The organism is Alcanivorax sp., assembly GCF_019431375.1.
Lineage (GTDB): Bacteria > Pseudomonadota > Gammaproteobacteria > Pseudomonadales > Alcanivoracaceae > Alcanivorax > Alcanivorax jadensis_A.
In genome coordinates, this window is record NZ_CP080267.1 from 1717945 (window position 1) to 1731980 (window position 14036).

The following is a 14036-nucleotide window of genomic DNA, read 5'->3' on the forward strand; positions in this document are numbered from 1 at the left end:
TTATTCCTCTTCCAGCGTGACGGCGGACAGGGGTAACGACAGCATCACCACGGCACCGCCCTGCACCAGATTACGGGCGCGCAGATTGCCGCCCAGGGTGCGCAGCACATTCATCACCAGGAACAGGCCCAGGCCGCTGCCCGGTCGTCCCTTGCTGGACTGATAGGGGCGACCCAGACTTTCCAGCATGGCCGGCGGAAAACCGGGGCCCCGGTCGGTCACCGAGATCACCAGGTTATCGTCATGGCGATGCACATCCAGGCGCACCCATTGCGGCGATGCCTCCAGGGCATTATCAAGCACGTTATGGATGCTCTGCTTCAGGGCCGAGTCGGAAACGATGCTCAGGTCCTGACCAAAATCATTCAGGTAAATGAAATCCTTCACCGGCCGGGTTTCCCGCCATTCCGCCACCAGGTCATCCAGGAATTCCCGGGCGGTGGTTTCTTCCGACGACTCGCCCCGGGCCTCGCCGGCGGACAGCAGAATACCGCTGACGATGGATTTGCAACGCAGCACCTGGGTCTGCATCTCGCCGATTTCCTGGGCCATGTCCGGGTCGGATTTGAACGGCTCCATGTGGCGCCAGTCACCGAGAATTACCGACAGGGTGGCCAGCGGCGTGCCCAGCTCGTGGGCGGCGCCGGAGGCCAGCAGCCCCATGCGCACGATATGTTCTTCCTCCGCGGCCCGCTGACGCAATTCCGCCAGGTGCTCGTCGCGCTGGCGGCGGTTGCGGGTGATGCGATTGATGAAGATCACCAGCAGCACACCGTTGAGCACGAAACAGATGATCATCCCTTCGATATACAGGCTGAACAGCCCCCGGGAATGATCCAGCGGCAAGGGCAACGGCTTGCCGGACCAGGCCAGCCAGGCAAAGCACAGGGTGGTGGTGATCAGGATCACCCAGGTGGACCACACCTTGAGCAGCACGGCGCCGAGGATCACCTGCAGCAGGTAGAGAAACACGAAGGGGTTGGTGGCCCCGCCGCTGAGATAGAGCAGGATGGTCAGAGTGGCCACGTCGATCAGCAACGACAGGAACAACTCGGTATTGCCGATGCTTTTCGGCAGTTTCAGGCGCAGTAGACTGACCGCGTTGAGCAGCAGCAGGCCGAACAACACCACCAGCATCTGCCCCAGCGGCAAGGTAATACCGAACCCGAAGTGCACCAGCAGGATGGTGGCCAGCTGACCGCCCATGGCGATCCAGCGTAGCTGAATCAGCAGCTGCAGGTTCTTGCGGCCGGCCACGTCTTCACTGGAACGGCGGATGGCCGCCAGGGGCCGGGTGCCGGCGGGGGCTGTCATTGTCAGTTTTTCCATGGAGAGTCAGTTTACCGACTTCGGCGTGAAGGTGTGAGGAGGTTATGGACCGGGCATGATGGCCGCCAGGGCGAGAGCGGGTTCGCCATGCAAGCATAGCTCCTACAAAAAACGGCTTCAGCGCTTGCGCTGTTCGCGTACCACCAGCCAGGCTGCCAGGATCATACCCAACGCCAGGGCAAACCAGGTGATGGCGTAAACCAGATGGTTATTGGGGAAGCGGATGACCGTCAGCCCACCCACCGGCCCTGGTTGTTCGCTGGCATCCGCATCAATGAAGAACGGCGCCACCGGTGCCAGCCCGTGCTGCTCGGCCATGGCCAGCACATCGCGGGAATACCAGCGGTTCTCGGTGGGCACATTATCACGCAGCACACCGCCGCCCGGTTCGTTAAGGCGCAGCAAGCCGGTGACGGAGACCTCACCGTCCGGGGTAAAGTCTCCCCGACCGGCCTGCTCACGCAGGCGCTGGGGAACGAAGCCCCGGTTGATATAGACCCAGTTGCCATTCGCCCGCTGCAAGGGCACCATCACCCAGTAGCCCTGCCCTTCTTCCGTGGCCGCGGCCACCAGCGAGATCCCCTCGGGTAGATACTGCCCCGGTAGCTTAACGCGCAGATATTCGTGGGTGGCTTTATTCACGGTTGCCCAGTCGCCCTGTGCAGGCGCGGTCACCGGGTCAGCATGGACGCGGGCATCCACCCGGGCAATCAGGTCCTCTTTCCAGGCCAGCCGCTGTACCTGCCAGACACCCAGGGCAATAAAGCCGGCAAAGGCCGCCACACAGAGCAGCAGAAACAGGAAAGAAAGAAGACGCCGACGAGCCATGGGAATGCCTCTTCAAACGAGGGAGAAAAAATCTGTAGGAGGCTGCCTGCAGCCGAATTTTTGCCTCTCTTCGAGGATCAGATTCGCTTGCAGGCAAGCTCCTACAGTGGCCGGGTTTCGTGGACTGCCCGTGCTACCCCATCATGCCCGGCATCATGTTGTTGTTCAGGCTGATCATCACCCACAGGGAACCAGCCAGGGTGATGAACACCAGCACCAGGGTGAAGATCAGCGCCAGCATGTTCCAGCCTCCTTCCGAATGGAAGTTCATGTGCAGGAAGTACACCATGTGCACGAAGATCTGCACCACCATGAAGGCCAGGATTACCAGCGCCGTGGTGGTGGAGCTTTCAAACACATTGCCCATTACCACCCAGAACGGGATCACGGTGAGAATCACCGCCAGCACAAAGCCGGTCACGTATTCCTTCAGGGTAACGTGGGGGCCTTCCGCCTCGTGATGATCGTGGTCGTGTGTATGCTCACTCATGGCAGCACTCCCATCAGATAGACATAGGTAAAGACACCCACCCAGACCACGTCCAGGAAGTGCCAGAACATGGACAGGCAGAACACCCGGCGCTTGTTGGCGGGGATCAGGCCATGCTTCTTGAGCTGGAACAGCAAGGTCACCAGCCACACGATACCGAACAGCACGTGCAGGCCGTGGGTGCCGACCAGCGCAAAGAAGGCGGTCAGGAAGCCACTGCTCTGCGGCGTCGCGCCGATATGGATCAGGTGATAGAACTCATACAGTTCCACCGCCAGGAAGCCGGCGCCCAGCAGGCCGGTGACGGCCAGCCAGATCAGCGTGCCCTTCAGGCGATTGGCCTGCATCTCCAGCATCGCAAAGCCATAGGTGATGGAGGACAACAGCAGCATGGAGGTGTTGATGGCCACCAGCGACAGATCGAACACTTCCATGCCGGTGGGACCACCGGCATAGCTGCGCGCCAGCACGCCGTAGGTGGCGAACAGACAGGCAAAGATCAGGCAGTCGCTCATCAGGTAGAGCCAGAAACCCAGCAGGGTGCCGTTCTGGGGGTGGTGATCCCCCTTCACCAGGAACTCCAGCGGGCCGTCCTGCGTTTTCACGTCAGCGGTCATGGTTGCTTCAGACATTGGCAAGCACCTTGGTTCGTTCGGCCTCAATCCGTTCTACTTCCTCGGCGGGAATGTAGTAGTCACGGTCGTAATTGAAGGTGTGGTAGATGGCCGTGGCCACCAGCACCACAAAGGACACGGCAGCGGCCAGCCACATGTGCCAGATCAGGGCGAAACCACAGGCCACACTGATCGCCGACAGCACGATGCCTGCCCAGGTGCCCTTGGGCATGTGGATCGGGATAAAGCCGGATTCCGGGCGCTTGAAGCCGTGCTGTTTCATCTGCCACCAGGCGTCCAGGTCGTGCACACGCGGGGTGAAGGCAAAGTTGTACGGCGGCGGCGGCGAAGAGGTGGACCACTCCAGGGTACGGCCATCCCAAGGATCGCCGGTCTTGTCCACCAGCGCCTCGCGACGACGGAAGCTGACAATCAGCTGGATCGCGAAAGCAGCAATGCCCACGGCGATCAGCACGGCCCCGAAGGCAGCGATCTGGAACCAGATCTGCAGGGACTGATCCTCGAAGTGGCTGACACGACGGGTCACGCCCATCAGGCCGAGCACGTACAGCGGCATGAAGGCGAAGTAGAAACCGATCAGCCAGAACCAGAACGACAGCTTGCCCCAGAACTCATCCAGCTTGTAGCCGGTGGCTTTCGGGAACCAGTAGGTGATACCGGCGAACAGACCGAACAGCACGCCACCGATGATCACGTTATGGAAGTGGGCGATCAGGAACAGGCTGTTATGCAAAACGAAGTCCGCCGGCGGCACCGCCAGCAACACCCCGGTCATGCCGCCGATCACGAAGGTGACCATGAAGCCCACGGTCCACAGCATGGGCACATCGAACTTGATGCGGCCACGGAACATGGTGAACAGCCAGTTGAACACCTTGGCCCCGGTGGGGATCGAGATGATCATGGTGGTGATCCCGAAGAACGAGTTCACGCTGGCCCCGGAACCCATGGTGAAGAAGTGGTGCAGCCATACCAGGTAGGACAGCACGGTGATCACCACGGTGGCATAGACCATGGAGGTGTAACCGAACAGCGGCTTGCGGCTGTAGGTGGCCACGATCTCGGAGAAGATACCGAACACCGGCAGGATCAGGATGTACACCTCCGGGTGACCCCAGATCCAGATCAGGTTCACGTACATCATGGCGTTGCCGCCCATGTCGTTGGTGAAGAAGGCGGTGCCCAGATAACGATCCAGGGTCAGCATGGCCAGCACGGCGGTCAGTACCGGGAAGGCGGCCACGATCAGCACGTTGGTACACAGGGAGGTCCAGGTGAACACCGGCATCTTCATCAGGCTCATGCCCGGGGCGCGCATCTTGACGATGGTCACCAGCAGGTTGATCCCCGATAGCAGCGTCCCCACCCCGGCGATCTGCAACGACCAGATGTAGTAGTCCACCCCGACACCGGGACTCTGCAATATCCCCGACAAAGGCGGATAGGCCAGCCAGCCGGTCTTGGCGAACTCGCCCACGAACAGGGACATCATCATCAGCACCGCGCCACCGGTGGTCATCCAGAAGCTGAAGTTGTTCAGGAACGGGAAGGCCACATCGCGGGTGCCGATCTGCAGCGGGATCAGGTAGTTCATGATCCCGGTCACCAGCGGCATGGCCACGAAGAAGATCATGATCACGCCGTGGGCGGTGAAGATCTGGTCGTAGTGATCCGGCGGCAGGTAGCCCATGTTGTCGCCGAAGGCGAAGGCCTGCTGCAGGCGCATCATGATGGCATCGGCAAAGCCGCGCAGCAGCATCACCAGGCCAAGGATGATGTACATGATGCCGATCTTCTTGTGGTCGATGGAGGTAAACCACTCGTTCCACAGGTAGCCCCACAGCTTGTAGCGGGTAATCGCCACCAGCATGGCCACCCCACCCACTGCCACCACGGCAAAGGTAGCGAGAATGATCGGATCATGGAACGGAATCGCGTCCCAGGTCAGACGTCCGAATATGAGTTTGGTCAGGTCCAGGTTTTCAAACATGGGCGACACCTGCTACAGCTGAATTCAGGGGAACACACTTATTCATGGTGGCCTCCATGCGCGTCATGGCCGGCGTGGGCATCGTGCCCTTCAGCGGAATCCGCATCCTGCTTGCCATGGCCGCTGTGGTACATCATGTCTTCCATGCACACGGTGCCCGGGTCCACGCAGCGGTTGAGGATGGCGTGGTACAGGGTCGGATCGACGCTGGCGTAGCGTTTCACCGGGTCCTTGATGCTGGGCACTTCCAGCTCCTTGTAGACCTCACGGCTAAGGGTGTTGCCGCTGGCCTTGTTCTTGTCCACCCAGGCCTGAAAGTCCGCCTCGCTGAGGCCGTGGAACTGGAATTTCATGTGCGAGTAGCCGGCACCGCTGTAGTTGGCGGACAAGCCCTGGTAGACGCCCGGCTCGTTGATCACGCCGTGCAGCTTGGTCTCCATGCCGGCCATGGCGTAGATCTGCCCGGCCATGGCGGGGATGAAGAAGGAGTTCATCATGGTGGACGCGGTGATCTTGAAGCGGATCGGGTGATCCACCGGCGCCGCCAGCTCATTCACCGTGGCGATGCCCTGCTCCGGGTAGATGAACAGCCATTTCCAGTCCAGCGCCACCACTTCCACAGTGAGCGGCTCCAGGTCCGCCGGCACCGGGGTGCTGGCATCAATACGATCCAGCGGCCGGTAAGGGTCCAGCTTGTGGGTATACACCCAGGTCATCGCCCCCAGGGCGATGATGATCAGCAGCGGCACCGCCCAGATCACCAGTTCCAGCACGGTGGAATGAGTCCAGTCCGGCTTGTAGGTGGCGTCGGTGTTGGATTCGCGGTAACGCCAGGCGAACCACAGCGTCAGCACGATGACAGGAACGATGACCAGCAGCATCAGGATGGTGGACCAGACAATCAGGTCCCGCTGTTGCACTGCCACATCACCAGAGGGGGACATCACGACTGCATCGCAACCCGACAGCAGGGCAGCGACAAGCAACGTCAGCGACACTCCACGCAAGTATTTGAATATTTGCATTGGCGGCTATTCTGGTTGGCTTATGGGATAGGGGAACTCTAGCCAAGGCAATGGGGAGCGGGTATTGGACATTTTGTCCCATGGCCTTAAAGTGCTAGGGGATGAGTGGCAAGTTACAAGTTTCAAGGCGCAAGGCGCGATGACGGCCTTCAGGCCCTGCTCGGCCGCGCCCGCGCATTACCGTTGGGCGCGGGCACGGAATCGCCACACCGACCAAACCTGACCGCGTTGCAACTTGAAACTTGCAACTTGCCACTCCCCAGCCAGCCCAATAACACGAAATTCGAGCGCACAACATGTCCCAACCCCAGCAGTCCCACGGTTCCAGTCATGCCCCGGTGGCGCCCAATGAAATCGCCGTCGGTGTGGTCATCGGCCGGACTTCCGAATACTTCGACTTCTTTGTCTACGGCATCGCCTCGGTACTGATCTTCCCGCAGGTATTCTTCCCCTTCGCCGATCCGCTACAGGGCATGCTCTATTCCTTCTCCCTGTTTGCCCTGGCGTTTGTGGCCAGGCCCTTCGGTACCGCCCTGTTCATGACCATCCAGCGTCATTGGGGTCGCGGCATCAAACTCACCGCCGCCCTGTTCCTGCTGGGCACCGCCACCGCCGGCATCGCCTTCCTGCCCGGGTACGAGAAGCTGGGTGGCTACGCCATTACCCTGCTGGCCCTGTTCCGCATCATGCAGGGGGTGGCTTTCGGCGGCTCCTGGGATGGTCTGCCGTCGCTGCTGGCCCTGAACGCGCCAAAGGAAAAGCGTAGCTGGTACGCCATGATCGGGCAGCTGGGCGCCCCGCTGGGCTTCGTCATTGCCAGCGCCCTGTTCCTGTTTCTCTATAACAGCCTGAGCGCCCCGGATTTCCTGGGCTGGGGCTGGCGTTACCCGTTCTTCGTGGCCTTCGCCATCAACGTGGTCGCCCTGTTCGCCCGCCTGCGTCTAGTGCTCACCGAGGAATACACCGAAGCCCTGGAAGAAAGCGAGCTGGAGCCCATCGGCACCACCGAGATGGTGCGCAAGCAGGGCTACAACATCTTTATCGGCTCCTTCGCCGCCCTGGCCAGCTATGCCCTTTTCCACTTGGTGACCATCTTCCCGCTGTCCTGGATCGCCCTGCAGGGCAGCCAGACCACCGGCCAGGTGCTGACCGTGCAGATCGTCGGCGGCATCGTCGGCATTATTGCCACCATCGGCTCCGGCTGGATCGCCGCGCGCATCGGCAAGCGCACCACCGTGGGCGCCCTGGCGGCGGTGATCGGCGTCTTCAGCCTGCTCACCCCGCTATTGATGGGGGGCAGCCCGGCCATGCAGGACACCTTCATCCTGCTCGGCTTTGCCCTGCTGGGGATTTCCTACGGCCAGGCCTCCGGCACCGTCACCGCCAACTTCGAGCGCCGCTTCCGCTACACCGGTGCCGCCCTGACTTCCGACTTCGCCTGGCTGTTCGGCGCCGCCTTCGCCCCGCTGGTGGCCCTGGGCCTGTCCGCCAAATTCGGCCTGCTGTCGGTGACCGTGTACCTGCTCTCCGGCGTCATCTGCACCCTGCTGGCCCTGGCGGTGAACCAGACCTTGTCGGATCAAAGCGAAGACTAAGCTGCAAGCTACAAGCCTCAAGCCGCAACGCGGTTTGAGGCTCAAGCTGGCTGAACCTCAGAGGCCGCGCCCGGAAATCCAGGTGCGGCCTCTCTCTTTATAACCACCCCATCCGTAGGAGCGTCGCTGGCGGCGCGATCAAAACAGTGGCGAGTTACGAGAAGCGAGGCTCGAAAGGCAAAACCTTGAACAACCCAGAGGCCAGGTCTTCGAAACTCGTCACTCGCTTCCTGGGTTGGTTATCGCGCCGCCAGCGACGCTCCTACGGAAAGGCCCGAAACAAAAGAGGCCGCGTCCAACATCTGGACGCGGCCTCTTGGCTATCCGACCCGACAAACCCCGGATCGCGTTTTTCCTCGCAGCTAGTAGCTAGCCGCTATCAGCTCAGACTTCCCAACGCCTTCTTGGTAAACGGCGCGATCTCTTCCTCACGCCCTTCCTTCACCTTCACCAACCAGTTCGGGTCCTGCAGCAGCGCCCGGCCCACGGCGATCATGTCGAATTCATCGTTATCCATGCGCCGGGTCAGCTCATCCAAGGCCGCCGGGTTGGCGGTGCCGCCCATGCCTTCCGGGCTGTTCAGGAAATCCCCATCCAGACCCACACTACCCACGGAAATAGTGGGCTTGCCGGTGATTTTCTTGGTCCAGCCGGCCAGGTTCAGATCGGAACCCTCGAACTCCGGCAGCCAGAAACGTCGCGTGGAGGCATGGAAAATATCCACGCCGGCGTCCACGAACGGCATCAGGAAGCGCTCCAGCTCTTCCGGGTTCTGGGCCAGCTTGGCGTCGTAATCCTGCTGCTTCCATTGGGAAAAGCGCAGCACAATGGCGAACTCCTCACCTACCGCTTCACGGACCGCCTTGACGATCTCCACGCCGAAGCGGGCGCGGTTCTCGATGGAGCCACCGTACTCGTCATCGCGCTGGTTGGTGCCTTCCCAGAAGAACTGGTCCAGCAGATAGCCGTGGGCACCATGAATCTCTACCCCGTCAAAGCCCACCGCTTTGGCGGCCCTGGCGGAGTCAGCAAACGCCTGCACCACGTCCTGGATGTCCTCATGGGTCATGGCGTGGCCATTTTCCTTGCCCGGCTTGAACAGGCCGGACGGCGAATGCCCGGGCACGTCCTTGTCCGGACCAATACCCGGCTTGCGCACCGAACCCACATGCCACAGCTGCGGAATAATCTGGCCGCCAGCCTCGTGGACCGCATCCACCACCTTCTTCCAGCCCGCCATGGCGGCATCGCCATAAATGGCCGGCACCCGCTCATAGCCGTTGGCCGCCTTGTGGCCCACAAAGGTGCCCTCGGTGATGATCAGCCCCACCTCACCCTCGGCACGGCGGCGGTAGTACCCCACCACCTCGTCATTGGGCACATAGCCCGGCGAGAAGGTGCGGGTCATGGGGGCCATGGCCACCCGGTTACGCAGGTTCAGGGATTTGTGCGCAAAAGGGCGCAGCAGACTGTCCAGGGAACCACTCATTGTTACTCTCCCGAATTTTGTTTCACTCTGGCGCTCAAGCGAGCGCGATAAAAAACAACAGAATCAGCGAGGCCACCAATCGGCGGCCCTCAATTTGGTTGCGTAATAAAACCTTATTTGGTTTCGTTATGCAACCTTTCTGGCGTACAATGCCATCCATGACACGTAAACGTTTCGATGAAATGGGCTGCTCGGTGGCCTGCGCCCTCAATGAGGTCGGTGACTGGTGGTCCCTGTTGGTGGTTAAGCAGGCCATGCTGGGCACCCGCCGCTTTGTGGATTTCCAGCACAACCTGGGCATCGCCAAGAACATCCTCTGCAACCGCCTGACCCGGCTGGTGGACAACGGGGTAATGGTGCGTGTGGACGTGGGCGAGCACGGCAAGCGCTACGAATACCGCCTCACCGACAAGGGCCGCGACCTGTTTACGGTAGTCACCGCCCTGCGCCAGTGGAGCGAACGCTGGAATGGCGAGAAAGACACCATGCAGCTGGTGGACCGCCAGACCGGAGAGCCGCTGGCGCCGGTTACCGTCCAGAACCAGCAGGGTCAGCCCCTCACCGTGCGGGATGTGCGGTTTGTGGATGAAGATGGGAAGCCGCTGGAGGAAGCGGGATGACCACCGGGTCCGCCCTGCACCAACGATGGCGCACCGCCGTCGCCCCGCTACTGCCTGACCCGGAGCCCACCTGGCAACAACTGGTCAACCACTACAGCGAGCCCCACCGCCACTACCACACCCTGGACCACGTCGCCGCCTGCATGGGATGGCTGGACCATTACCGACACCTCGCCGCAGATCCGCTTAGCCTGGAACTGGCCTTGTGGGCCCATGATGTAATCTACGATCCCCGCGCCAGCGATAACGAAGCTCGCAGTGCAGACTGGTTTGCCCAGCACTTTGCTGATAGCACGCTGACCGACCAACAGCGCGCCCGAGTACACGTACTCATCCTGGCCACCATCCACCCGCACCCACCCACGGACCCGGACATGGCGCTGCTGCAGGATATCGACCTGAGTATTCTTGGGGCAGATGTTGAGTTGTACGATCGGTATGAAGGGTGGATTTGGCAGGAATATGAGTTTGTGCCGGAAGCGGCGTTTCGGAAGGGGCGTAGCGCGGTGCTAGAGAGCTTTCTGGACCAAGGGAAGATTTATCACACGGTTGGGTTAAGGGAGCGACTGGAAGACTCAGCGCGCAACAACCTTAGCCGGGCTTTGGGGAAGCTTTCAGAGAACTGATTGCCACACGCTTTGGTAAAGAGAAGACCTGCCACCGTGTCCTGAGGCAAGCCCCAGTCACATCTTTTCTTCTTTCCCACTCTGTCTTTTTCTGACTTCAAGAATAATTGACACTAAGAATGAAAATACAACCACTACTCCATTAATCTCAATGTAATCGTCTAGTGTCACATGGTCACCCGTCCTCGCATTGATCATGGGGCTATTCATCTGCCAATCAGCCACACTAACGATGATCAGCATGACGCCCAGAGCAAGCATCAAGGCTCCATTTGAAGACGCCATCAGGCCGCTTCTCGTCAGAAACTCCAACAACCCCCAAGCGAAAAGCATTCCAAAAAAATACAGAAAAACCGTGTGCATATGATTACCACTACCTTTATTTAGCCAGCAGGGCCGGGCCACCTATTTCCCTGACTGATGGGCATTGAGAGGCCTGCCCCGATTGCTTGCAAGATTCCGCGCTTTACAATACAAGAAACGATCTCACAATGCCCCAAGACTAAGAAGAAACGCTCACACCTGATAGCAACCAAAGCCGCTCGAATTCACCCTTTGTAACTGGCTCACCGTCGAAATCATCGAATCTCATATTCGTATCGAGCCAGAACCCATAGCATTCATCGTTTGGGCCAGCCAGAACAGGATGCCCATTCATATCCAAACCAATCTCCCTCCATGGAAGGCCCTCTTCATCAAACTCAACCAGCCACTCTGCAAGGAGATGCATTTTCTTTTCATAACCAGGGTTAGCGCGAGGAACAAACCAAAACAACGCATCCAAGATATAGATTTTCAAGGATTTCCTACGACTCCAATCCGTCGCCATTCTGGTGCGCAAATATTTCATTACTCTTCTCGGAGTCGAGCTTCGGCATCCTGGGTCACGCCTTGAATGTTGCTATCAAGTGAACGATGCAAGAGCAGCCCCCATTAACCGGCCCTATATCAGCATCGTGCTCTCATTTACCACTGTCGTTTGGTGGACTTAGCATCGAGAACCTGTGAAAAGCCAAGCAGCCCTTTTTCGATCGTAACCTCAACCTCTTCACCAAGAGTGAAATTTTGTTTATCCACGGGCCGATATGTGATCGTCTCTGACCCATTACTTAATCGCAAATACTTGAAAACCTCATAGCGCACCCTCTGCTCGCCTATTCCAGTGACATTATAAACCTCAACTCTTTGATCCCCGGTATCGGGCATATTGTTGATTAACGATACTGAGACCATTCCTCCCAATATGCATAAAGCGAATACCATGTAGTGATTAGGCGGCTTCTTGTACCAAGGCACCTTATTTGAACTGTGGAAAATATGTATTTTCCTAAATAGTCGCCGGCGCCGATAAACAAGAAAAAATAAACCTGCAGATACGCCAAGAATGATGCCAATTATAGTTAAATAGTGACCGCCAATGACATCGGCATTCAACAAGAAACCCATCTGGGAAATCATGCCAGCAGATATCACCAATAGACCAATTGGAAGCCCTCTAATCATTTAAAGAATATCTCTTATTTAAAAAACGTCATCACCAATAGTATCTATCCTCGCCTTACTTCTTTTAATAAATTGGCGAGGACAGCCATAAAAACCTAACCTTGAAAGCTCTCTAAGAACGTCGAGCAGCGGAAAACATCAAGAGAAAAAAAGCGGCGAAAGCAAACAGCGTAGGAGGAATAACCTCAACAAGAAACCTTGTTTGATCAAACTCCACCAAGAAAATTTGATCTGCCGCACTCAACCCCGCATTCACTGGATAGTATACAAACCCTATAAGGGATATATTGAACAAGAGATGGAGCAGCAGAATCATCAGAGATAAATATCGGGCTGCCTTGCTTTCCTTATAGATACCATAAGCCAACGCCACATAAAGCAATGCAAGAATAAAAAATTGCCACTCACAAAAAAAAGTCATATAGACCCAGTGCAACGCCAAAACTGCCGTCAGTATTGCAACCGATCGCTTGATCTCCATGACCTTCCTCTAAAACAGCATTGAATTGGTGAGACTGGGTTAAGCACTTCCATTTTGGCTCCTGAAGAGCAAAGCAAGATTTGACACCGAATTTTCATCGTTAATTAATTTCGCTCAGAAGCTCTGTCGCATCACTGCGCCAGGAATTGAATGTTGCAACCCCCCATTAATCGTTCATCAATCTTTCTTAAAGTATTTATGCTTAATAATTTCTGGGGAAAACTCGCTACTCTTAACGACACGAGCCATAACTCCACGTATTTGGTCTATCCCAAAAAGCGCATCCTCCTCAATAATACGCTCACAGAACATTGTATATTCAGTGCTCTCTTCAAGCTCAACCTTTGCTCGAGGAAAAGAATAAGTTGATCCGTTATCACATTTAAAGAGAAAGAAGTACGTCCCTGGCACCAAGCTTACTGAAGCATGCCCCCCTGCCCAAAAAGAGCTATCAATTACCATGATTTTAGAATCATCATAAACCGCTGCAATCGTCGCTCTATGCTGGGCTTCACCCCAAGAGGGCTTGTACTGCTTCACATGCGCAAGATCTTGATATTGAAGATCATCTGGATTGTAACTTGAGGGCACAGATGCACACCCCGAAATCAATACTGCAAATAAAAACGATATAGCCCTCATCTTACCCCCCGCTGATATACATCTGTCCGGTCATGATCTTCCAGAATCCGAATTTGAGTCAGGCCTCACAACTCCCACCGCACGTCCACTTTGGGAAACTGGTGACCTGACCCCACTGCTTCTATGTTATGAATTTTTATATAGCCAACTTCATTGTGTAACCACTCTTGTTGAAGGATGCCGGGGCAGTTCTTGATGTTGCATCCAATGCACAATGCAAGACCTGAGCCCATTTTTGAACCTGCTCAAAATTTTATAAAAATTTCCAATTTAGTCTATTTGCTAGATTCTTTCCCACACCATTTTCTGCCATCGCTACTAATTAACGTAACGACTAGACAGACCAAAACCAAAAATTCAAATGTATCAAGTATACCAAGAATGTTAAAAATAAACTCACCACTATACATATCGTAAGCCAGCAGCCCACCCACAATGAGCATTAAGAATATTGGAAACGTATTTGCTTTTGGATCTCGGTCTCTTATTGGTTTATACAACCACCACCCAATCAGCAATGTAAGAACCAAATAAATCACAAGCAAAAACACTTCAAACTCTTCATCTTCGAAAAAAAGCATCCCTGACAGCAAACTCCAGAGAAAACCGATAACTACAAACAAACCAACAAAAAGGTATGACAGCTTTATCGCAAAAGGCACCCTTATATCTTTGACTATTTTCGATCCAGGTGCTTTGTATATATTTTCTTCGCTCATACCTTTTCTACTCTAACGTTGCCAACAGGGGCCCGCGTTAGCGGGTCCCTGCTTGCTTGGCCTT

Annotated in this window: 16 protein-coding genes; 3 read left to right on the forward strand and 13 right to left on the reverse strand. The window is 56.7% G+C overall.

The window, feature by feature from the left end:
* The 6 genes from KZ772_RS07975 to cyoA form a co-directional block, all read right to left on the reverse strand.
* Positions 1–1329: an ATP-binding protein gene (locus KZ772_RS07975; protein WP_290539265.1), complete on the reverse strand. Its 1329-nt coding sequence runs from the start codon at positions 1327–1329 to the stop codon at positions 1–3.
* A gap of 117 nt (positions 1330–1446) precedes the next feature.
* Positions 1447–2157 carry an SURF1 family protein gene (locus KZ772_RS07980; RefSeq protein ID WP_290539266.1) on the reverse strand — a complete coding sequence of 237 codons (711 nt, stop codon included), beginning with the start codon at positions 2155–2157 and terminating at the stop codon, positions 1447–1449.
* 133 nt (positions 2158–2290) lie between these two features.
* Positions 2291–2647: a cytochrome o ubiquinol oxidase subunit IV gene (gene cyoD / locus KZ772_RS07985; protein ID WP_290539267.1), complete on the reverse strand. Its 357-nt coding sequence runs from the start codon at positions 2645–2647 to the stop codon at positions 2291–2293.
* Positions 2644–3279, reverse strand: a complete 636-nt coding sequence (cyoC, locus tag KZ772_RS07990; protein WP_290539268.1) for a cytochrome o ubiquinol oxidase subunit III — start codon at positions 3277–3279, stop codon at positions 2644–2646. Before cyoC ends, cyoD begins: the two co-directional genes overlap by 4 nt.
* Positions 3272–5272: a cytochrome o ubiquinol oxidase subunit I gene (gene cyoB / locus KZ772_RS07995; RefSeq protein ID WP_290539269.1), complete on the reverse strand. Its 2001-nt coding sequence runs from the start codon at positions 5270–5272 to the stop codon at positions 3272–3274. Before cyoB ends, cyoC begins: the two co-directional genes overlap by 8 nt.
* 38 nt (positions 5273–5310) lie before the next feature.
* Positions 5311–6297: a ubiquinol oxidase subunit II gene (gene cyoA, locus KZ772_RS08000; RefSeq protein ID WP_290539270.1), complete on the reverse strand. Its 987-nt coding sequence runs from the start codon at positions 6295–6297 to the stop codon at positions 5311–5313.
* A 296-nt stretch (positions 6298–6593) separates the two neighbouring features.
* Between cyoA and KZ772_RS08005 the strand changes: the two genes are divergently transcribed.
* Positions 6594–7892 carry an MFS transporter gene (locus KZ772_RS08005; protein ID WP_062815900.1) on the forward strand — a complete coding sequence of 433 codons (1299 nt, stop codon included), beginning with the start codon at positions 6594–6596 and terminating at the stop codon, positions 7890–7892.
* Between the two features lie 379 nt (positions 7893–8271).
* Here KZ772_RS08005 and KZ772_RS08010 read toward each other — a convergent pair whose 3' ends face one another.
* Positions 8272–9381, reverse strand: coding sequence for an NADH:flavin oxidoreductase (locus KZ772_RS08010; RefSeq protein WP_290539271.1), 1110 nt, complete (start codon positions 9379–9381; stop codon positions 8272–8274).
* 158 nt (positions 9382–9539) lie between these two features.
* Here KZ772_RS08010 and KZ772_RS08015 point away from each other — a divergent pair, with 158 nt between their 5' ends.
* Complete coding sequence (locus tag KZ772_RS08015) at positions 9540–10001, forward strand: helix-turn-helix domain-containing protein (protein ID WP_290539272.1); 462 nt, start codon at positions 9540–9542, stop codon at positions 9999–10001.
* Positions 9998–10627: an N-methyl-D-aspartate receptor NMDAR2C subunit gene (locus tag KZ772_RS08020; RefSeq protein ID WP_290539273.1), complete on the forward strand. Its 630-nt coding sequence runs from the start codon at positions 9998–10000 to the stop codon at positions 10625–10627. Before KZ772_RS08015 ends, KZ772_RS08020 begins: the two co-directional genes overlap by 4 nt.
* 57 nt (positions 10628–10684) lie before the next feature.
* Here the strand turns inward: KZ772_RS08020 and KZ772_RS08025 are convergent, their stop codons facing one another.
* From KZ772_RS08025 to KZ772_RS08050, 6 genes are all read right to left on the reverse strand, one after another.
* Positions 10685–10990 (reverse strand): hypothetical protein, encoded by a 306-nt coding sequence (locus tag KZ772_RS08025; protein ID WP_290539274.1) that lies wholly within the window; start codon positions 10988–10990, stop codon positions 10685–10687.
* Between the two features lie 139 nt (positions 10991–11129).
* Positions 11130–11426, reverse strand: coding sequence for a hypothetical protein (locus KZ772_RS08030; protein WP_290539275.1), 297 nt, complete (start codon positions 11424–11426; stop codon positions 11130–11132).
* 167 nt (positions 11427–11593) lie between these two features.
* On the reverse strand, positions 11594–12130 hold the full coding sequence (locus KZ772_RS08035) for a hypothetical protein (protein WP_290539276.1): 537 nt from the start codon (positions 12128–12130) through the stop codon (positions 11594–11596).
* Positions 12131–12242: 112 nt separating this feature from the next.
* Positions 12243–12611 carry a hypothetical protein gene (locus tag KZ772_RS08040; RefSeq protein WP_290539277.1) on the reverse strand — a complete coding sequence of 123 codons (369 nt, stop codon included), beginning with the start codon at positions 12609–12611 and terminating at the stop codon, positions 12243–12245.
* Between the two features lie 177 nt (positions 12612–12788).
* Complete coding sequence (locus KZ772_RS08045; RefSeq protein WP_290539278.1) at positions 12789–13253, reverse strand: hypothetical protein; 465 nt, start codon at positions 13251–13253, stop codon at positions 12789–12791.
* 275 nt (positions 13254–13528) lie between these two features.
* A complete protein-coding gene (locus tag KZ772_RS08050; protein WP_290539279.1) occupies positions 13529–13972 on the reverse strand; it encodes a hypothetical protein in 444 nt (147 codons plus the stop codon).
* Positions 13973–14036: the final 64 nt, after the last annotated feature.

Excerpts from the sequence above, each read along its gene's own strand:
- KZ772_RS07975 (WP_290539265.1), bottom strand. The coding sequence starts at position 1,329 with ATGGAAAAACTGACAATGACAGCCCCCGCCGGCACCCGGCCCCTGGCG.
- KZ772_RS07980 (WP_290539266.1), bottom strand. The coding sequence starts at position 2,157 with ATGGCTCGTCGGCGTCTTCTTTCTTTCCTGTTTCTGCTGCTCTGTGTG.
- cyoD (WP_290539267.1), bottom strand. The coding sequence starts at position 2,647 with ATGAGTGAGCATACACACGACCACGATCATCACGAGGCGGAAGGCCCC.
- cyoC (WP_290539268.1), bottom strand. The coding sequence starts at position 3,279 with ATGTCTGAAGCAACCATGACCGCTGACGTGAAAACGCAGGACGGCCCG.
- cyoB (WP_290539269.1), bottom strand. The coding sequence starts at position 5,272 with ATGTTTGAAAACCTGGACCTGACCAAACTCATATTCGGACGTCTGACC.
- cyoA (WP_290539270.1), bottom strand. The coding sequence starts at position 6,297 with ATGCAAATATTCAAATACTTGCGTGGAGTGTCGCTGACGTTGCTTGTC.
- KZ772_RS08005 (WP_062815900.1), top strand. The coding sequence starts at position 6,594 with ATGTCCCAACCCCAGCAGTCCCACGGTTCCAGTCATGCCCCGGTGGCG.
- KZ772_RS08010 (WP_290539271.1), bottom strand. The coding sequence starts at position 9,381 with ATGAGTGGTTCCCTGGACAGTCTGCTGCGCCCTTTTGCGCACAAATCC.
- KZ772_RS08015 (WP_290539272.1), top strand. The coding sequence starts at position 9,540 with ATGACACGTAAACGTTTCGATGAAATGGGCTGCTCGGTGGCCTGCGCC.
- KZ772_RS08020 (WP_290539273.1), top strand. The coding sequence starts at position 9,998 with ATGACCACCGGGTCCGCCCTGCACCAACGATGGCGCACCGCCGTCGCC.
- KZ772_RS08025 (WP_290539274.1), bottom strand. The coding sequence starts at position 10,990 with ATGCACACGGTTTTTCTGTATTTTTTTGGAATGCTTTTCGCTTGGGGG.
- KZ772_RS08035 (WP_290539276.1), bottom strand. The coding sequence starts at position 12,130 with ATGATTAGAGGGCTTCCAATTGGTCTATTGGTGATATCTGCTGGCATG.
- KZ772_RS08040 (WP_290539277.1), bottom strand. The coding sequence starts at position 12,611 with ATGGAGATCAAGCGATCGGTTGCAATACTGACGGCAGTTTTGGCGTTG.
- KZ772_RS08045 (WP_290539278.1), bottom strand. The coding sequence starts at position 13,253 with ATGAGGGCTATATCGTTTTTATTTGCAGTATTGATTTCGGGGTGTGCA.
- KZ772_RS08050 (WP_290539279.1), bottom strand. The coding sequence starts at position 13,972 with ATGAGCGAAGAAAATATATACAAAGCACCTGGATCGAAAATAGTCAAA.